This is a genomic window from Proteinivorax hydrogeniformans (genome assembly GCF_040515995.1).
Classification (GTDB): Bacteria; Bacillota; Proteinivoracia; order Proteinivoracales; family Proteinivoracaceae; genus Proteinivorax; species Proteinivorax hydrogeniformans.
In genome coordinates this window covers 1,373,566-1,392,646 of sequence record NZ_CP159485.1, presented here as the reverse complement: position 1 = coordinate 1,392,646, position 19,081 = coordinate 1,373,566, and the positions used below count along the sequence as shown (strand labels likewise).

Annotated in this window: 11 protein-coding genes; 1 reads left to right on the top strand and 10 read right to left on the bottom strand. The window is 34.9% G+C overall.

Annotated elements, in window-relative coordinates:
• The first annotated feature begins 59 nt into the window (after positions 1-59).
• Complete coding sequence (locus tag PRVXH_RS06550; protein WP_353894499.1) at positions 60-218, top strand: hypothetical protein; 159 nt, start codon at positions 60-62, stop codon at positions 216-218.
• 755 nt (positions 219-973) lie between these two features.
• Here the strand turns inward: PRVXH_RS06550 and PRVXH_RS06545 are convergent.
• The 10 genes from PRVXH_RS06545 to PRVXH_RS06500 all read right to left on the bottom strand — a co-directional run bounded on the left by PRVXH_RS06545 (position 974) and on the right by PRVXH_RS06500 (position 18,822).
• On the bottom strand, positions 974-1,192 hold the full coding sequence (locus tag PRVXH_RS06545) for a hypothetical protein (RefSeq protein WP_353894498.1): 219 nt from the start codon (positions 1,190-1,192) through the stop codon (positions 974-976).
• A gap of 224 nt (positions 1,193-1,416) precedes the next feature.
• Positions 1,417-1,638 (bottom strand): hypothetical protein, encoded by a 222-nt coding sequence (locus PRVXH_RS06540; RefSeq protein WP_353894497.1) that lies wholly within the window; start codon positions 1,636-1,638, stop codon positions 1,417-1,419.
• Between the two features lie 421 nt (positions 1,639-2,059).
• Complete coding sequence (locus PRVXH_RS06535) at positions 2,060-4,216, bottom strand: AIPR family protein (RefSeq protein WP_353894496.1); 2,157 nt, start codon at positions 4,214-4,216, stop codon at positions 2,060-2,062.
• An 884-nt stretch (positions 4,217-5,100) separates the two neighbouring features.
• On the bottom strand, positions 5,101-5,391 hold the full coding sequence (locus PRVXH_RS06530; RefSeq protein ID WP_353894495.1) for a hypothetical protein: 291 nt from the start codon (positions 5,389-5,391) through the stop codon (positions 5,101-5,103).
• Positions 5,392-5,600: 209 nt separating this feature from the next.
• Positions 5,601-6,350, bottom strand: coding sequence for an IS21-like element helper ATPase IstB (gene istB / locus PRVXH_RS06525; RefSeq protein ID WP_353892770.1), 750 nt, complete (start codon positions 6,348-6,350; stop codon positions 5,601-5,603).
• The gene (istA, locus tag PRVXH_RS06520; RefSeq protein WP_353892771.1) at positions 6,351-7,829 is read right to left on the bottom strand and encodes an IS21 family transposase; all 1,479 of its coding nucleotides are present in this window, start codon (positions 7,827-7,829) and stop codon (positions 6,351-6,353) included.
• A gap of 919 nt (positions 7,830-8,748) precedes the next feature.
• Complete coding sequence (locus PRVXH_RS06515; RefSeq protein ID WP_353894494.1) at positions 8,749-9,096, bottom strand: hypothetical protein; 348 nt, start codon at positions 9,094-9,096, stop codon at positions 8,749-8,751.
• Between the two features lie 935 nt (positions 9,097-10,031).
• A complete protein-coding gene (locus tag PRVXH_RS06510; protein ID WP_353894493.1) occupies positions 10,032-13,502 on the bottom strand; it encodes a UvrD-helicase domain-containing protein in 3,471 nt (1,156 codons plus the stop codon).
• Positions 13,499-16,375: a PD-(D/E)XK nuclease family protein gene (locus PRVXH_RS06505; RefSeq protein WP_353894492.1), complete on the bottom strand. Its 2,877-nt coding sequence runs from the start codon at positions 16,373-16,375 to the stop codon at positions 13,499-13,501. Before PRVXH_RS06505 ends, PRVXH_RS06510 begins: the two co-directional genes overlap by 4 nt.
• Positions 16,376-17,277: 902 nt before the next feature.
• Positions 17,278-18,822 (bottom strand): AbgT family transporter, encoded by a 1,545-nt coding sequence (locus PRVXH_RS06500; RefSeq protein ID WP_353894491.1) that lies wholly within the window; start codon positions 18,820-18,822, stop codon positions 17,278-17,280.
• Positions 18,823-19,081 lie beyond the last annotated feature (259 nt).

Below are 19,081 nucleotides of genomic sequence, written 5' to 3'. Positions count from 1 at the left end.
TACATTTTTTAAGACCATTAGACAAATACTAAAAATGGAAGAAAGGAGGCTGGTAAGATATGTCTAAAATCCCTGGTTATAATGATAAATCTAAAAAGTATAACCTGTATGATAGTAAAACTTACCACCCTGAAATCTTTGACTTGATAAACCACTATTGGCACAACGAAGAAACAGAAAATGACAAGCCCCAACAAAACGATCCTGACACTTTTTAATTTTTCCCGTCTCAAAACACCTACAAATGTTAGGAATTGAGACCGAGAGCCTTTTTAGGCTCTTTTTATTTTGCGTCCGATAATATACATTATGTAAACTAGAAGAAAATAAAATATACAACCTCCACAAAACGACACCTTCTCCTCCAAATTTACAGCATTTCCTCTGTTTCAGTTAAATCAGTCCTAAATCGACCTCTGTTTTTGCTAAAAATCAACCTTTTTCTCTCACAGCTATTTAATTGCCTCTAAAATGATTTTTGTGCATCTTTGCATGCAAACACCCTGATGCTTTTCAAAAAACGGCTCATATCTCAAAATAAAGCCTCATTTTTATGCTGCGACACTGAAAAATTAATCGCACCACTAAAATTAAATTTTATAAATCTAAACACCTCTAAAATGACAAATATAGATATTTGAGCCAAGATCATTTGTTCTTCACAGCTGCCAATTGCCAAATACAAAAAACAACAACCTTTTTTTAAGTTGTTGTTTTTTACACCCTCCGTTTTTGAATATTTATAAAATATAAGTTTCAGCCAATTTTGATTAATTTATTACTATAAATACATTTTTGCTAATTTAAAACACTAAGTATTTTTATATTAGTATATTATTTTTCCAATAGCTAAAATATTTAAATTTAGAGTGAGAGGCTTGGCCCCATTTTGTTGTTTATCACAACTTGTAAATAACTGGTCACAGTTTAGCGAGAATGACCAGCTCGCTTTCATTTTAGCGTGTTATCAGGGTTAGTTCAATTTATCATTCGTTTTCCTTTTCCTTAATTTTGCAATTTGCCTTAGCCAGTATAAGGTATAAAAATGTCTATCATAGATTAAATTTATTTCTTCTATACTATGACCACACTCAAACATATGAATAATTTTGCTTCTTTTTATTTCTTCAGCAGTTAACTCTCCAACATTCACGCCTTCGCATTTTATATCTTTTTGTCTGAACACTGTCATTAGTGCATGGCTCGGGTTTATCATATACTCTTCCGACTTTTTGCGACCAACTTTTAAAGGTTTTATTAGGTACTTACTTGACTTATATTTTAATCTCCTAATTTGTCCATTCTTAAGTGTAAGTAAGTACTCTGTTTCCTTAAGACGTTTATCAATATCTTTTACAACTTCTACATCATCAATTCTAAATAGTCTATCCCTAGCATTTAAATTTAGAAGGACTGCTACTGTTTCATTTGATTTCCTAATGAACTGTATAATGTTTCTTTAATCAATTTAATCTCATCATTACTCAACCCTTGCCAGGCTAGTTCAAATACTAACTTGTCCCTAATATTACCTTTAGTCCCATTATTAAAAACTGTAAGCTGATGCTTGATATGCTTGTACTGATCTAAACTCAATATAGATTCATTTAATTTTTTTTCGTCTATAAGATCGTACAAATCATCAGCTGATAAAAAGAATTTTTTTGCAGCTTCTATGCCCTCTATCTTTTCTTTAACTGCTATATAATTATAAAATATAATTATAAATTGTATATATTTGTATAGGCTATTGGGCGAGCTTGCTTTGAATGTTTCTAGAAAGTATTTTGCTTATAATCCTGGCCTTCATATTTTTTAATAAGGCTTTCTAATTCTCTTATCTTTGTGTTTTTCATAGCATACCTCCTTTTTTTAGCTATACATGAATGAGCCTTGTTCATAAAATCGTTAATACTCCTCACCTGAAGCAACTGTGGATTTACACCTTCTCTTATAGCCATCACCTGCATTCATTATCGAAATTTTAAGTCGACTTCAACATTCATCTTATGTTATTTATAGTCCATATTTTAGTAGATATCAACAAGCTCTATTTTAACTAACGGCCCTTCCGCGCTTTATCCTTAATAAATCCATAGATACCTTTTTCTGGTTCGATACCAGCTGCCCAAAGTTTTGTTATTTGTACTTGGCAAGTATAACGATGCAAGTCTTCTAAGCCTTGCACAATTTTAAGCCTGGTGTCTTTATTAGCAAGAAATCTTGATTTGTTGCTAGTAGACCGAAAACTCTCTGCCCAAAAGCTACTTAACATTTCGTTCAGCACATGTTTAAAAGAGAACCAGGCTACACATAAGATATCGTCCTTACTGAATGTTTCTTTCTTAACCTGTTCTTGAACTTTTTTAAAGGAGTTTGTTTTGTGAATGGTGGCAAAAGCACCATTTTTTAAGATTGCCTGACCACTATCGTATAATTTCGTTCCGAGTGCTCTAAAGAGTGCAAATCCCAAATATTCGACAAATGTGTATGACATGCCCGACAGTGCCAATCCTAAAAGATATTCACTATCATTAGATAATTCAGCAATTACTTCTTCTCTAGTTCTAGAATTTGGATTAATATTTAGTCGTTTACACGCGCTTTCAAAGTTTTCTTTTTTAGAAGGTGTAACTTGTCTCGCGAAACTACGAGCCAAGTGAGAAATAAGCAGCAATTCTGGTGGTGGAGCTTCATTATTAGCGTCTTGCTTTAGCTTTTGTAAGTTATATTTATAATCATACCCATGTTTAATAGGACTATGGAGAAAAACTAAATTATACCACTCTTCTCTCTCAAATAATTTGGATTTTTCATGAACTGCAATGTCTGAGAAACCTATAAAAGACATCCAAGTTTGAGCAATAGTTTCATTATCGACAACTCTTGCTTTTGTACGTAAATCATTTGAATCTGATAGGAAATCTGCTTTTCTTTTATTTTGTAGTGTTCGCCATCTTCTAGGATCGTTTGCAAACGCATCCCATGAGCCCTGTTTTCTTTCATAAAACCAACCTATTTCTTTCTTTGCAAATAGTTTTTCGTACAATATTTGTTCAGGATTATTTGACAATAAATTTCTTGGTTCCATTTTATTCTGAGTATTGGTTGAGCGCACCACTTTATCAACATTTCTAACAGCATTGCTCCGTAATAATCTAACAAGGACATAACAGTTCTCTTCAAAATCTTCTTTTTCTTCGTTTGATAAACTGTTATATGCCTCACTCAGTGAAATTACGGTTTGAAGTCCATTAACAATTCCTGGTTCATTAACTTTAAATGAATCTCTATTTTTTGATGGACTACTATAATTTTTACATATTATAGTAACGCCATTATTCAAATATCTAAATTCTTTTCTTGAAGAATAATGCTTTATTGATTCTCTAATAGCTGAGTTAACCTTGGATTTCTTTATATTACACCTCACATTAGGTTCGAATAATTGATACCCGAAATCCTGATAAGCAGAAACAAGGTTTATTGCAGGACAATAGAAGAGTGAACTTAAAGAGTTGTTTAAAAACTGGTTGCGCTCAGCTTGTAATTTGATCCAGTCTTGTTTTTTACCATCTATATTTCTCCACTCTCTATTATTTTCCCGCCATTTTGCATCAGTGATGTAAGAAATATCATATAAATTTAAATTAAACTCAATTTCGACATTCTCATGAATTTTAATTGGGCTTGCTAAAGAGCGTTGAAAAGCATCAAATTCTTCCATGGCTTGAACTGTTAGTTCGTTGCCAATAATAATTAATCCTAAGTTAACCGTTATTAAGCCTGTATTTTCTTCACTATCTTTCTTCGCTAATCTTTTTGAACTAACAACGTGGTTCCATCGTTCTTTAAATAACTTCAGCTTATTATTATGCTCAGGAATCCCTTCTTCGTCGGTTAGATAGGCCTTTATTCTTTTTAGATCCAATAAGCCAGCTTTGTCAAACTTTCCACCGCTAATTCTTGATGACTCTGTACTATCAAGGGTTTTTACTTGAAAAAGATCAAATACGCTGTATGATTGATACCAAAAGTCTAGCCCTCTATCCCCTGAACCATCAACAAAATTCTCTTCATCCAGCTCATAACCAATCCATTTAGCTGCAACTCTAGTATAAGAAGCGTCTAATGTCCTGTCATTATCATTCATTTCTTCAACAACTTCATTTATAAAATTTCTTATAATATTTTCTCTATGGTTTTCAAGAACCATACCCCATCGCCTCCCTAAATTACTTTTTATTGATCGCATCTTAGATAAGTGCACTTTATATTTATATTCTTTACATTTACTCCAATTCCTGTTTTAAAATTCGTAATTTGAGAATATTTAATAATTAACCAAAGTCTGGGTATGATAGACACTAAATAAATATTTTGTTAGTATATTTTATATTGTCAAAAACAAAAAATAGTCATAAAATAAAATAAGCGTAACCTCCCACGCTCCGAAAGGAATGTTAAAAATGAAAAGAAAAATACATACTTCATTATATAAAGCTTGGCCTTCACTTCTACTTTCAGCCAGTTGTAGGATGTGTGAAGAAACAGATTTAAGTGTAAAAAGTCGAAATCTAGAAGACAAAATAACTTGCTCACATAGCTTATACAAGGAAATAAAAAACGATAAAAGGACCTTCCGCCAGTGGCGGTTGGTCCTTTTATCGTTTTTTTAGGAGGTGAGGAACTATTCAAGGCTATATAAGCGAAATATGAAATTATGCAAGCGTTTTGTAAAGCTATTCAAGAGTTTTGCAAAGCTATGCAACATTTGGGTCTTTTTTTACCAAAACACCGCTACTTCCTCATTTTAAACTACAAATTTAGAGTAATATCGTTCATTTCTACAATGTTTTTTAATAAAAAGAGTCAAATTGTAGAAACATGACGAACATCTGTTCCCCGGGAAATATCTTTGTAATTACATGTATCTGAACAAGAAATGTTCCAAACTTATCTTTCTTTTACCTACTTTTAGAACATCTCTCTCCCTGCTATCAAACAACTCTTAAAACCCCTTTAAAAGCTATATCAATAATAAAAATAAGCAACCGCTAGGCTACTTATTAACTGCTTTGGAACGCTTGTTCTTTTTCATTATAAGTTTAAACACTCTTTCAATAAGTCAGTAACTTTCTTATCATAGCTGCTTAAGCACTTATTGAAGCAATTTTTCGATTCTGAATGGGACACAATGAATTTTGGCGCTTTATTAGTTAATCCTTTAATTTCTCTAATAACATCTCCAAGGTCAACCAATTCAGCATTTACGACATCATAGTCATTTACTCCGGTTTTGTATTCGCTTAATATTGATATAAAAGAATCGTTATACAAATGATAGTCGTCAAAAGTTGTTAGCTTAAAGGGTTCCCTTCTAAATACCACCGCCCTTTAAACGTCCCTAGAACGATTTTTCTGCATCTTCACCCTAATAATTTTAAAAAAACGCTCACACCTGCGAATGTCAATGAATTTCTTTACCACCCGCTATCGAATTTGTTTACCAGCGGCGCTAACGAAAAAGTTTACCACTACTAGCCTAATTTTAGGAAATACCTTGTGAGCATTTCCTAAAAATTTATTATAATAAAATATTATATTTGCTCACCAGAGTACTCATCGCGATATGAGGTTCCGTTCATATTTAGTACGTGAGAGCGAAATGTAAGTCTATCAACAAGCGCAGATACCATTGTTTCATTTTCAAATAGCTTCGTCCATTCTGAAAACTTAAAGTTAGTGGATACTATTACACTTCGCTTTTCAGCACGATCTGCTACAACCTTAAATAGCAGTTCAGACTGATGTCTGTTAAAGGTTAAATAAGACATTTCATCTATGATAAGTAGGTCTGTTTTAGACAGCTGTTTTTCTAGTTTTAACAGGCGCTTATACTCAGTAGCCTCAATAAGTTCATTAGAAAGATTGGCTGCAGTATAAAACTTAACATTCATACCTTGCATGCAAGCTTTTATTCCTAATGCTATAGAAAAATGAGTTTTGCCTCGCCCAGTGTTTCCTATCATAACGATGTTTTGTCTTTTTCTTACAAAGTCACATGTACCAAGTTCATGAAAACAAGCTTCAGACACATGCTCATATCTGCTTAGGTCTAACTCGTCTAATGTTTTCATGTATGGAAATTTAGCAGCTTTAATCTTGCGTTTTTGGCTACTTTCTCTTCTAGATTCTGCCTCCATTTTCAAAAGCTCAATGAGAAAAGCGTCATAGGACTTGTTGTTATCAAGCTGACGAATTACGTCTTTATATCTATTGAAGGTAGGAACTCGCAGTTGCTTTGCATATAAAGCAATTGTCTCTTCATTAATATTTATTTCGCCCATTTATTGCACCACCATTCCATATTTTTTATCGTATTTATTTAAATCTACCTCCTCGACAGCTATCTCTTTATTTAGATTCAATACAGGGGTGTCTACAGGTTTGCTTAAATGGGCTCTAATCATATCAACAGTTGGCACAATATGCCCAGGAATCGCCTCTTTAATGCTAAGTATATATTCTTCGCCATAGTCTAGACATAGGCGAAGGAGTTTAACCATTTCTCTGTTACCACCGGGGAGTTGTTTGCCCCATATTAAAAGCTCTTCAGTAACATTTTGCTTAACTGGTTTAGCATTGAAAACAGAGCGTGGTTTTCTTTCAATTAAGTCTATGTAATGTTCTAACTTATACTCTGTTTTTCCTGAGTAGTAGTTTCTTATATGTGTAGCTATTTCTTCATTCTGATAAAAAATTTGGATGTCATTACCGTAGCCTTTTACAGTTACATCCTTTCTTAAATACTTGGTAGGGACAGAGTAGTAGTTTCTTTCATAGCAAGCTGTGGAGTAATCATCAACGGAAACAATTTTAGTTTTGCTTGTATCAAACCGGTACGGGGGAATCGGATTTAAAAACTGTTTTTCTTCTTGGTACATTACATTTACAGCATTCGAGCGACCTTTGATATGGTGCTTTTCTCTGTACTTTAAGCAATCTTCCAGTAGCTTTTGATTCAACTCTTCTATACTTGATACCCTAGGTAGAGGGACTAAAAAATTTCTTCTAGAATAGCCAACTAAGTTTTCTACAAGGCCCTTTTCGTTTCCTTTACCAGGGTTACAAAACTCTAGTTCAAAGGCATAATGGGCACTGAAGGAAAAGTACTTATCTTGTGGTTTTGCATAGGTTCCAAAACCCTCTTTAACTGCAACTTTAGCATTATCAAAAATTACTCGCCTGGGGACTCCTCCAAAGAAATCAAACATACGTTGTTGCGCTTCTAAAAAAGCCTGTTCATTGGCGGCTCTAAAGACTTGTACAAAGATATCACAGCTGTAACATAGCCTAGCGCAAAAAGTATACAATTTTCTTTTCTTATCATCGAGGTAGGCTGTGGCTTCGCCCCAGTCTATCTGAATTGCCTCACCTGGCTCATATGATAGAGGAACATTGCTTTGAGGTGGAACTAACTGTTCTGCACGTAGTTTTTTTACAGCATTTCGTATAGTTGATTCACCACCTGTAAATTCTTTCTCATCAACAAGTCGTTCATATATGCGTTTAGCAGTATGTTTTTGCTTTTTAATATTATCCTCTTCATCTGACTTAAGACAACCTATGATAAAGTCTTCTACTTCTTTTGTAACTTTAACTGGGCTTCTGTTATACTCCTTTCTTTTTTCTGGATGCGCTGACCCGTCACAATACTTTTTTACCGATTGACGTGAGATGCCTAAACTCTTTGCAATAGATCTTTGAGACTCTCCGTTTAGATATCGCTTGCGAATCTGTTGATACATATCCATTTCAATTTTCACACCCCTCAACCTCCTGAAAATATATCTGACTATATTTTACAGGAATTTTATGATAGGTGGTAAACTAATTCGCTAGCGAAATGGCTCTAACTGGTACACTTTTAGGATAGCATTTACACACACCTCCAAAACCAGACTTTAAGAACTTAAAAACACATCTATAAAATGCAAATACAGATATTTGGACCAAGATCATCAGTATTTTTGCAAGCTGCCAACTGCTAAATATAAAAACAACAACCTTTTTGAAGTTGTTGTTTTTTTATACCCCCTGTTTGCACTTATTTGATAATTGTTAAAAACTGTCAACCGTATTAGTTCAGTTTAATAATTTATATTTTTTATATAACTTTTCTTTTAATGCCTCTTATTTTTTATATTTTTTATAGAATAAAAAGTCCCAATTGTTAAAAAAACTGTACCTATTATTTGAAATGATTGAATATATGATCTTAAAAGTACCATATATCTTTCTGCATTTATATTTCCAGATAACATTCTATTAGCTCTAGATAATCCTAAACTGCTACTATTAAGGAGTAGGTATAATCCTATTATAGATATTATTATAGGTATATATCTTTTATAAGTAAAATTGTATTTCTTCATATAATAATTTATATCAGTAAGACCGTATTTCTTCACTTAACCATCCCCTTTTTTATAAAAATAGATTTTATAACAGTCCTGCAATTTTTTAATTAACGTAGAATCAGCAATAAAGTATAGTATCTTGCAAATCACTTCAGCATTATATACTGAGTCATTTTTGTCGTCAATATACCTATAAGATATTTGGATAACTTTTCGAGTCTGTATGCGGGATCGATAAACTAGGAAAACTAGTTTTTCCTAGTTTGCTCTAGGGTTCTGCCCAGTCTTCATATCCGAGGTCAACCAATCCAATTCAGCATATTTCTTATTTCTTTTTAAGCTTTGTTATAACCTTACTGCTAAAAGTAGTCTTTAAAAACAGCATCCACCAAAATAGAATAAATATATAGCCGATTGATACATAAACTGCCCATAAGTTGCGAAGAATTAAATGACTGAAAAGATGCTCAAATTCATTTATTCCTTCTGGCCTCCCCAAACTTTCTGAAAAATGAACAAAAGGCGTAGTAATCACAGCTAACAAATTTATTATAGTTAATCTCCTGTAGTATATTCTTCGGATAATACAAAATATAGAAATACTTAACGTGATTATCAAAACTGCATAAAATAAAATCCAAAACCAACTAGGCAGTGTTGTTGAAGCTGGCATTTTTTAATTTTTACCCCCTACTTTGCATTTTTCCTCTTAAATACACTCTAAATTTTATTGCATTATTTACATGTTCTTCAAAAACTCGTTGTCTCCTTCAAAATTTTCCTTTTTTTCTATCTACTTACCTATCTTAGTCTACAAAATCTGTGCAATCTCGCGTACATCTACAATTCGTTACAATCAATAGAGAAATTATTGTAGGAATATGATGAACATGCCCCGTAAATCCCTTTTAAACTTTATTAAGCAAAAAAGCAGCCATTAAGGCTACTTTTTAGTTAGTTGAGAACACCTGTTCTTTTATTCTTATAAATCCACTCTTTCAATAAGTCAGCAACTTTCTTATCATAACTTCTTAAGCACTTATTGAAGCAGTTATTCGGTTCTGAATAGGATATTATTAATTTAGTTTCTTTTTATATAGCAATATTCAGTCTTGGAGCTAGTTAATCTCCCACTAGTATTGTTAAATAACTCTAAAGAATTTTTCACTGCTGTCTTATAGGGCAATAACATTTTATTATTTACTTATAATTTTTCTCCAAAGCTCTATGAGAAATCGTCTTATATTCTCGCCAGCTTTATTAGCAAAATTCATCCAAACTCTTACGATAATAAATAACATAAAAATAAAAGTTACTACTTGTAAAATCGCCCTTAAATCATCCACTTAGTTCACCCTTTTTTATATTTTTTATATTACCGACAGGACTACCTCTAAAATAAGAAAGGATACAATGACCTGAGACTCTATATTTTCCTTTCCCTTGCTATTATAAGCTACAAAATTTGACCAATATCGCTCATTTCTACAAGCTTTTTCAATAAACAAAGGGATTACTGTAGAAATATGACGAACGTGTGTTCCCCGGGAAATAATATTAACAACAATAGTAGAACAATAGTAAAACCATCGTTCAACTATTGTTCAACTACTGTTCCTCAAGACTTCTCCATAATTGGGTCATATCTTTAATTGCTTCTTCAACTTCCTTTTCATAAGCTGCTTCTGGCTTCAGCTTGATGATTCCTTTTTCTCCAAAGTTCATAAAAAATAGCGATACCTCTTCTACTTCTACACCCATCTCTTTTTCATATGCCATTTTATAAAGGGTAACTTGGGGTTTATAGCTATCTGTGTCAATTGTTTTATTAGTTTTTAGATCCATTAGCGAGTGTTTGCCGTCTTTTATAAAAACTTTATCAATCTCACCTATAATATAGGCCCCAGCAATCTCAACAGCAAAGCTCCATTCGCTACTTATATGATCCTTGGGGATTTGACTTTCTATCTTTTTATAGTTTTCTAGCTGCTTCATCACTCTTAATTTAATTTCTTTAATATTAGTGGGAATTTCATCGTCATCAAATAAAACAGATATTGCTTCTAACACAGCTTCATCTTCACCAAAGCCCTGGTCATAAAGTTCGCAAGCTCTATGGACCACCGTACCAAAATCTGTAGCTGAGATAATAAACTTATCCTGTTTATCATCGGCTTTTGCTTTATCATCAGCTTTTATTTCCTCCTCTCTTAACCAATCAGGATGCAATTTAAGCACGTAACTTTCGTAATACTTTTGCCGATCATTCATAAAGTCCATAATTTCTGAAACCGAAAAGGTGTAAGGAGCAACCTTTTCTTCCGATACTGTTTGAGCAACAAACTCATCTTTTGTCTGCTCCCATTTGCTTTGTTTTACAACTTGACTTTGATTTTTTCGTATCATACATTTTAAAATACCGGGGTTTGTATCTAAGCTTTCTAAAAGCATCTCATACCAAGAGTTCTTTTGCAGTCTGTCCTTAGCGGACATAATTAAATAATCTCGTGCTCGTGTAGCAGCGACATAGAACAAACGTTTGGATTCCTCTGCTGCTGCTATATCACTTTCGCTTTTAACTATATTAAACCCAGGCGTAACTATTTCTTCATCTGAAAAAGGATTGTTCTTTTTTTCCTGAGTAAATTTAGCAACAAGCCTCATTTTATCGTCAAATCTAAAAGAGCCGCTATCTTTTTGTAGCTGGCGATTAAGTCTGGGCAGGCAAACTATGGGAAACTCTAGACCTTTAGAAGCATGAACCGTCATTATGTGAACCATGTTCCCTTCAGGCAACTCAGCTTCCGCCTCCCCCTCTCTATCCCCTAGCATCGCTAAAACATCAATCTTTTCTAAAAGCTCCTCTAAAGAACTGGGATTTTGCTCGTTCATAGTTTCTATTAGCTTTTCAACGTTTTTGATAAGTTGTAGCGAGTTTGGTTGCATAAGCAAGGTCTGTTTTAATCCGCTATTGTTAAAAACTTCATATAAGGTATCCGAAAACGCTCGCTGTGGGGTTAGAGGTACAAAAATAGTAAATAAATTATAAAACTTATTTAGTTTAGCCTTAGTTTGTGTAGCTAGCCCACTTTCATTGAAATAGCATCTATTATAAATAAAGTCTGCAAACCCTTGCCAATTATCTACATCGCCACATGCTTTTATGGCAAACATCTCATCTAACGTGATACCTATAATAGGGCTTCTAAGAACAGCAGCAATATAGGTAGATTCCCAGGGCCTTGCAATCCACCTAAGTAATGCCAGCATGTCTTTTACCTCTTGTTTTGCGAAAAAACCTATACCACCATGTACCACAAAGGGTATGTTCTTATCTTTAAGGCACTTTTCCAACTCTATAAGTCCTGTTCTAGACGGAACTAAGATTGCAAAGTCTCTCCATTGAGCTTTGCGCCAAACACCTGTGTCCTTTTCTCTTACAAGCTTTTTCTCACTTTGGGCGATTTCAAGCATACGCTCTGTTAGCATATCAAACTCACTGTCATAACAATCTACTTCGCTTACCTGTGAGTCATCATCTTTTTCTATTTCTTCCTCGTCATTTTCAGTCATCTCTATAAGCTCTACTTTTACCTCTTGCTCCTCTTTATCATCCCGATTACTAACTAAAGGACTGTAGTTAATGCTGTAAGGAGCGTTGTCTTCCGACTCTCTCATAACCTCAGAGAAGATGGCATTTACAAAACCGATTATAGAGTGACAGTTTCGATAATTTCTGTTCATATTAATATATCCATCAGATTGCTTAACCTTATTTTGCAATCCTCTCATTACCGTTACGTCAGCACCTCTAAATCTATAAATAGACTGCTTTTCATCACCTACGATAAACTGAAATCTAGGCTGTATATAGTCTAACATCTTCATCTGTAGTTTATTTGTATCTTGAAATTCATCAACCATAAAATGCTTAAATTCCTGCCTGCAAGTAGCCCTAACATCCTCGTTTTCTAGTAAATTGATGGCCTTTTTTTGTAAGTCAGAAAAATCCAAGGCTGCTTTTTCTATCTTTTTCTTTGTATATTTTTCATCAAAAATACAAAGCATTTCTGCAAAGCAACTAATAATACTTAGAAACTGCTCTCTTTTCTCTGTAGGAAAATCAGGTATGTTTTTCCATTTTTGTTTCAAGGGGTTATAGATATCTACATATAGCTCAAACAAAGCAGGACATTTATCCTCCCAGCTACTTACCTTCCTTTTAGGCATTACCTCCTGCAACAACTCATAACACTCATCATAATCTATGTTGTTAAGGTCAACTTTTCCAAAATGATTAGATATATTTTCCACATACTCCTGTAATTTACCCTTTAACTCACTAGATGAGGGAAATTCTTCTACACATGGCTGGGCCTTCTGATAAAACTTTTCAAGTAATGAAGCCTTTTGTTTTAGCAATAGATCTTGTTGCAGGGCTAAGATCTCTTCCGCTTCAAAAAAAGTTTTTATATCGATTTGCTCTGGCGCTTCACATATCTGTGCATATACGGAATTTATAGCTCTTTTTAGCTGCTCTTTTGAGTAGTAAATAAAAGCATCCTTCCATTTATAGTAGTTTGTTTTATCAGCAAACATTTCATCTAAGCACTCGCTTTGAAGCAAGGTAGAGTCTATATCATCTAGCATGGTAAATGTGGGAGGCAAGTTAGCTTTAAAAGCAAACCTAGTTAAAAGCTTATGACAAAAACTATGAAAAGTTGTTATATAAGCGTTATCTAAGTCTTCCTTTTGTTGTTGCCAAAATTTTTTAGCTATATTTACATTCTTTTCATCCTCTAGCTTGTCTAGCTCTTCTAACTTTGTATTTAGTTCCCCTCTGATTCTTTCCTTCATTTCTCTAGCTGCCTTTTCCGTAAAGGTAATGGCCACTATTTCTTTTACCGTAGCACCTATATCAGAAGTTGACCCCTCTAAAAATTCGTTTAGTTTTTGCTGGCATATATTTAAAAACCTTTCAGTTAACACTCGGGTTTTACCAGAGCCCGCTCCAGCTGAAATAAGGATCAAAGGATTTTCGCTGTATATGGCTTCTTTTTGTTCAGGGTTAAAATTCATTTCCACTCCCCCTCTGCTTCTTCAATTAATTCATCGGTTACGCGACACACTATATTATAGGGGCACCCTCCATAGCATTTAAGTGGAGTCACAGAATAGTCATACCTTATCTTTTCAAATAATTCCCCTATCCTAGTGGTAAGATTATATTTATCAAAAAGTACATCTGAGTTTAAACATTCCTCTTTGTTTGCAGCTGAACTTGCCTTAAATTTTGATCCCCTTTGAGCATATTCACTTTGCCAAACACTATTTGTCGCCCGTTTGTGTGGCTCTTTTAAAGAAATATAAGCTGCCCCATAAGCTGTTTTTTCAAGCCTTTCCTCTATAGCTAGCATATATAACGGCAGCTGCAACTTAAGTCCACAGGCTACGTCTTTTTCAAAGTTAAACCTAACAGTAGAGGACTTATAGTCATAAATTACAAACCCATTATCGTCAATATCTAGTCTGTCAACTTTGCCAGTTAGCACAACGGTATTTTCTGAGTCAACCTCCAAATGAATGGTCAAAGGCTGTTCTAGGCTGTGTAATTTCATATCCTTAATTTTATCGTTATTCCAAAACATCATAAGCTCAGCCTTCCACCACTTGCTGAGCTTTTTTTGCCAGCGCTCTTTTTCTAGCTCCAAATCTAAATCCGTCAACTCATAATGGGCGTTAACAATTTTTGCCCATTCCTGCTCGAAAATATCCATCAAAATACCTTCGCCATCAAGCTTAACTTCCTCCTTTAAACTTCCAAAAGGCTTACCTATGGCGTCTATACTTTTATAAAATCTCTCTATCACCCTGTGCAACATCGACCCTGTTTGCATTGGGTCAAGCCTATCCTGTTTTTTATCTGGCTCTTTGACTTGTAGCAATGTTTCTAACCCATATCTAAAAGGGCAGGAGACATATCTCTCCAAAGAGGTAACGGGAATCTCCTGTTTTATAAGTCCTTGTGTCCACTTTTGCTCTACTTCCTCTACCCCTTTTTCTAAGCGTTTAATAAAACCAAGGTGCTCATAAAGATGCTTAGCACCCTTTTTAACATCTTTTCCCACACCCATCATGTATGCAGATTGTTCAACTGCCTCTAGATTTGTAATTACTTCCTTTTTGTTATACCTTTTTTCTGCAGAAAGATACTGATCTTTTTCTTTACTACAATATTCTTCGATAAAAGGAGAAGGAAGATATTCATGCTCTGGATCGCACCCTGACACATATGAAAAAGTTAAATTACTAGCCTTATAAAACAGTTGCAAAAATAGAGCTGCATCTTTTTTTCTAAACGTAGCTGAATTGGGCATTCCATAAGGTATTGGTAGCTCCTTTAAATCACTTTCCTGAAAATACCCCCCTAACTTATGTAGGCTGGGAAAGGTACCTTCATTCATTCCCAGTACATACAGAGTATCACCTTCAAAGAGAGCGGTATCCCTAAAGGAGTGTAAAGATAGACCAACAGCAGGCCTTCTTTGGATATATATGCTTTTACTTTTTATTAACTCATCAAGCCATTCAAAAAATAGGTTATGATTGATAGTAAGATCAACAAGCCCCTGACTTTCTAAGCTTTCTTTCTTATCCTCTAGTAAACCTTTTAACGCATCAAGCACAGCCCATTCTAGTCTTATCTGTTGCCCTTTCTTGGTATCTACCCCACATTTAAGGTTCTCACGCCAAGATTTCGACAACTCTAGCTCATCTAAAAAGCTTAAAAGGGAGCCTATCCTCTCTACCAGCGAGACCTTGCTAGATAAGCTCTGCCTAAAACTCACACAACGAAGAAACTTTTCCTCAACATCCTCTGGTAAAGTACCGTTACTCATAAACTCTTTTTTTAATTCCCAATACTTTTGGTTATCATAAAAAAGAAGCTGAAATAGCTGATCTACTAAAGCTACTTTTTCCCACTTATTTGCAAATGACTGTTGTCTTAGGGTAAGTGTTAGGGTTTTATAAAGCATAGAGTGGGATACAGACGCCTTTTTGGTTATTTTTAGAGGCAGGTGATACTCTTTACAAACCCTTTCTATTTGAGGCATATAACTATCATCTGCTGGTAACAGGCCAATATCATTAATATCAGCGCCACTTTTAACCTTTGCATCTATCTCTGCTAGCACTCCTCTTATTTCTTCTTCTTTAGAAGCTGCCTTTTTCACAGAAACTTTTGGGTTAAGGTAATAACTTGCTGCTTCATCCCTTTTGGAAAATCCAATATCCATCAAGTTTTTTATAGTTTCATCTATTATTCCCGCATCTTTGACGTCGGGAATAAATACAGTTACAGGTATCCCCTGGTTATACAAACAGCGTAGCAATGAGTACTGTAACGGACTAAAGTCCATATATCCATCTATAACCACGTGACTAATAGGCAGCTGCTCTTCTTCTGATAAACTAACAGCTTTATGAATTCTGTTTTCTGGATCTAACAGCCCTTTATCTTCGACCCACTTATCTTCATACTCTTTAAGTATAGGCTTAATATTAATTAAACTTTTAGGTAGATCATCTATTTTTAACCCTAATCTTTTAAGCTGACCATAAGTCTGTGCATATGCCTTGCCTTTGTATAAATCCTCTTTCTCCCCTTTGTTATCATCTGAAACAAGCTGTTGAAAAAAAAGCATACGCTCACTTTCAGATACCGGTAAATAGCTGGCATTTGACTTACGCAGAATCAATTCCGCCACATCATCAAAGGTTTTAAATGCCATTTGGGGTTGCCTTTTCCGCGCAGCATTTAACCACTTAACTGAAGGAAGTAAGTAATATATAGGATGCTTTTGCTTTTTTTGTAGTTTATAAAAATCCCGCAAACGCTCAGCACTTGCTAAGTCATCAAGAGAAGATATAACAACTTTGTAATCTGCCAATTTAACACACCTCATCTATCCATTAAAATTAGTTAATATAATATACTTCAACTTACAAAGCACAAATCCTGCAATTAGCAGTTAAATATGATATATCGCGACATATTGGTTCTACTTTAGGGTCAGTAGAATGTTGGTTAGTTGGACAGTTGGCCAGGAGGTTAAGGGCAAAACCTTATTTGGCCACGGTAAAGATGTAGTAGTAATAAGTAGTATGAGGTCTGAGGTTGGTAATAAAACCTACACCCCCTAAGATCTTAATTTGCCACGGTGAAGATAACGAAACTAGCTACATACTGGGTCCAAACCCGTTCATTTATGGTACTCATTTTGGAAAGACCCGGTTTAACGATGGTTTAGGAAAAAGCTTAGCCTATTACAAAAGGCTCAGGAGATCAAGGACGGTTTGTTCTGCCTAGCAGAATTTACTTTTGCTACCTGCTACCTGCTAACTACTAAAACCTTATAGGCCACGGTAAAGATTATGAAATAAGCTACATGCTTGATCCAAACCCGTTCATTTATGTGACCCATATCTGAAAGCCCCTGTAAAACACAATGGCAATGTGAACCACCATAACCAAATAGGGAACTCTCATTAATTGGTAATGTCATCCTGAGGCACGCCGAAGGATCTAGCTCATAAGAGCGCAGGCCCCACACAACGAACCCCACCTTCCACTTTCTACCTTCAACTTTCCACTTTCCACCTTCCACCTTCCATTTCCACCTTCCACTTTATTAACCTACCTGCCCCCAGCAGAATAAGCATATTTATACGATTTCGCGGCCAACTGCTTTTAAACGGTTTCGTTTAGCAAAAAACGGTTCCAATCATCAAAATGTCGATGATCGGAACCGTTCTCTTTATTTTTTTGGCTATATATATCAGCCTATAAATATTAGTAGATTACTGGAGTTTCAGGTCCAATTGGCAGACCAATTAACATCCAAATTGTTAACATTATCATCCATGCAATCATAAACGCCATTGAGTATGGTACCATTGTAGAAATTAGCGTACCAATTCCTAGCTTTTCATCATACTTTTTAGCAAAAGCTACTATGATAGCGAAGTAAGGCATAAGTGGAGAAATAATGTTAGTTGTAGAGTCACCTATACGATATGCCAACTGGGCAACCTCTGGAGAATATCCCATTGTCATAAGCATAGGAACAAATACTGGGGCCATAATAGCCCACTTTGCAGAAGCACTACCCACAAATAAGTTGATAATACCACTAATGAAAATAAAGGCTAAAATAAGTGGAATACCTGTTAGGTTAATAGCCTCTAAGAATTCAGCACCGTTTATAGCCAAAATAAGACCGATATTAGACCATTCAAAGTAAGCAACAAACTGAGCTGCAGCAAAGGCTAGCACGATATATCCACCCATGGTAGACATTGTTTCTTCCATAAATTTAGCTACATCTTTATCCTTTTTAATGGTACCTGCACTAATACCGTATGCAAGGCCAGGAATAAAGAATGACGCTGCTATTAGCGGTATCATAGATCCTATAAACGGTGAGTTAGGATCATCTAAAAGCGCACCTTCATCAGTTCTTAATATACCTGATTCAGGAATTGTCATCAAAGCAACAACCACTATAAATGCAATTAGAGCTAATAAAGCAACTTTCAGACCTTTTGACTCTCTTTTAGTAATAGGTTCTAGATCCTGTCTGTAAGAACCAGTATAAGATCCTAATCTAGGTTCTACAACCTTTTCAGTAATTAATACACCGATAGCAGTAATTAAAAATGTAGATGCAATCATAAAGTAAAGGTTAGCAGCTGGAGTTACAGAATAGGTTGCATCAAACATACGAGCTGCTTCCTGAGTAAACCCACCTAGTAGAGGATCAATCATTGTAATAATTAAGTTTGAACTAAAGCCTCCGGAAACACCAGCAAATGCAGCTGCCAAACCAGCTATAGGATGTCTGCCTTTAGCTAAAAAGATAACAGCGCCAAGGGGCACTAGCACAACGTATCCTGCATCTGACGCCATAGAAGACATAACACCAGCAAATACAACAACTGCTGTAATTAACTTATCTGGCGCTCCCATGACAATCTTCTTAAGCATAGCGGCAATAAGTCCTGATCTTTCTGCCACACCTACACCAATCATGGCTACTAAAACAACACCTAGCGGTGCAAATCCTGTAAAGTTTCCTACAGCTCCCGTTAATATATCCCTAATTCCGTCTTTGGAAAGAAGATTTATAACACGGATCGGCTCCTCAATATCAGGATCCGGGTGTTGAGCTGAAACATCAAAAGCACTCAGTACAAATGATAAAACCAAAACTGTAGCTGCAAAAATAAAGAACAAAGTAACTGGATGAGGTAGTTTGTTACCAGTTTTTTCTACCACATTTAGAAACTTGTCACCCCACCCTTGCTTAGGTTTTTGATTTCCTGTTGATGGTTTCATTTGGTAATTCCCCCTTTATTAGATTTAATAGTGCAATTACTTGCCCACTCATGCTTGCAAAGAAATATCGCAACATATGTGAGGTTTGTAAATATTAAATACAAAAAAAATAGAACAAGTATTAATTATAGGCTGTTTTTATAAAAAGTCAATGTATAAATTTTCTTGAAAGCAAAACGCAACATATAGAAGTACTTAATCAAAACCACATCGAGATTTATTTATATTTAAACAACATAGACCACCTTACAAGACATAA

Excerpts from the sequence above, each read along its gene's own strand:
- PRVXH_RS06550 (WP_353894499.1), top strand. The coding sequence starts at position 60 with ATGTCTAAAATCCCTGGTTATAATGATAAATCTAAAAAGTATAACCTG.
- PRVXH_RS06545 (WP_353894498.1), bottom strand. The coding sequence starts at position 1,192 with ATGACAGTGTTCAGACAAAAAGATATAAAATGCGAAGGCGTGAATGTT.
- PRVXH_RS06535 (WP_353894496.1), bottom strand. The coding sequence starts at position 4,216 with ATGGTTCTTGAAAACCATAGAGAAAATATTATAAGAAATTTTATAAAT.
- istB (WP_353892770.1), bottom strand. The coding sequence starts at position 6,350 with ATGGGCGAAATAAATATTAATGAAGAGACAATTGCTTTATATGCAAAG.
- PRVXH_RS06515 (WP_353894494.1), bottom strand. The coding sequence starts at position 9,096 with ATGCCAGCTTCAACAACACTGCCTAGTTGGTTTTGGATTTTATTTTAT.
- PRVXH_RS06510 (WP_353894493.1), bottom strand. The coding sequence starts at position 13,502 with ATGAATTTTAACCCTGAACAAAAAGAAGCCATATACAGCGAAAATCCT.
- PRVXH_RS06500 (WP_353894491.1), bottom strand. The coding sequence starts at position 18,822 with ATGAAACCATCAACAGGAAATCAAAAACCTAAGCAAGGGTGGGGTGAC.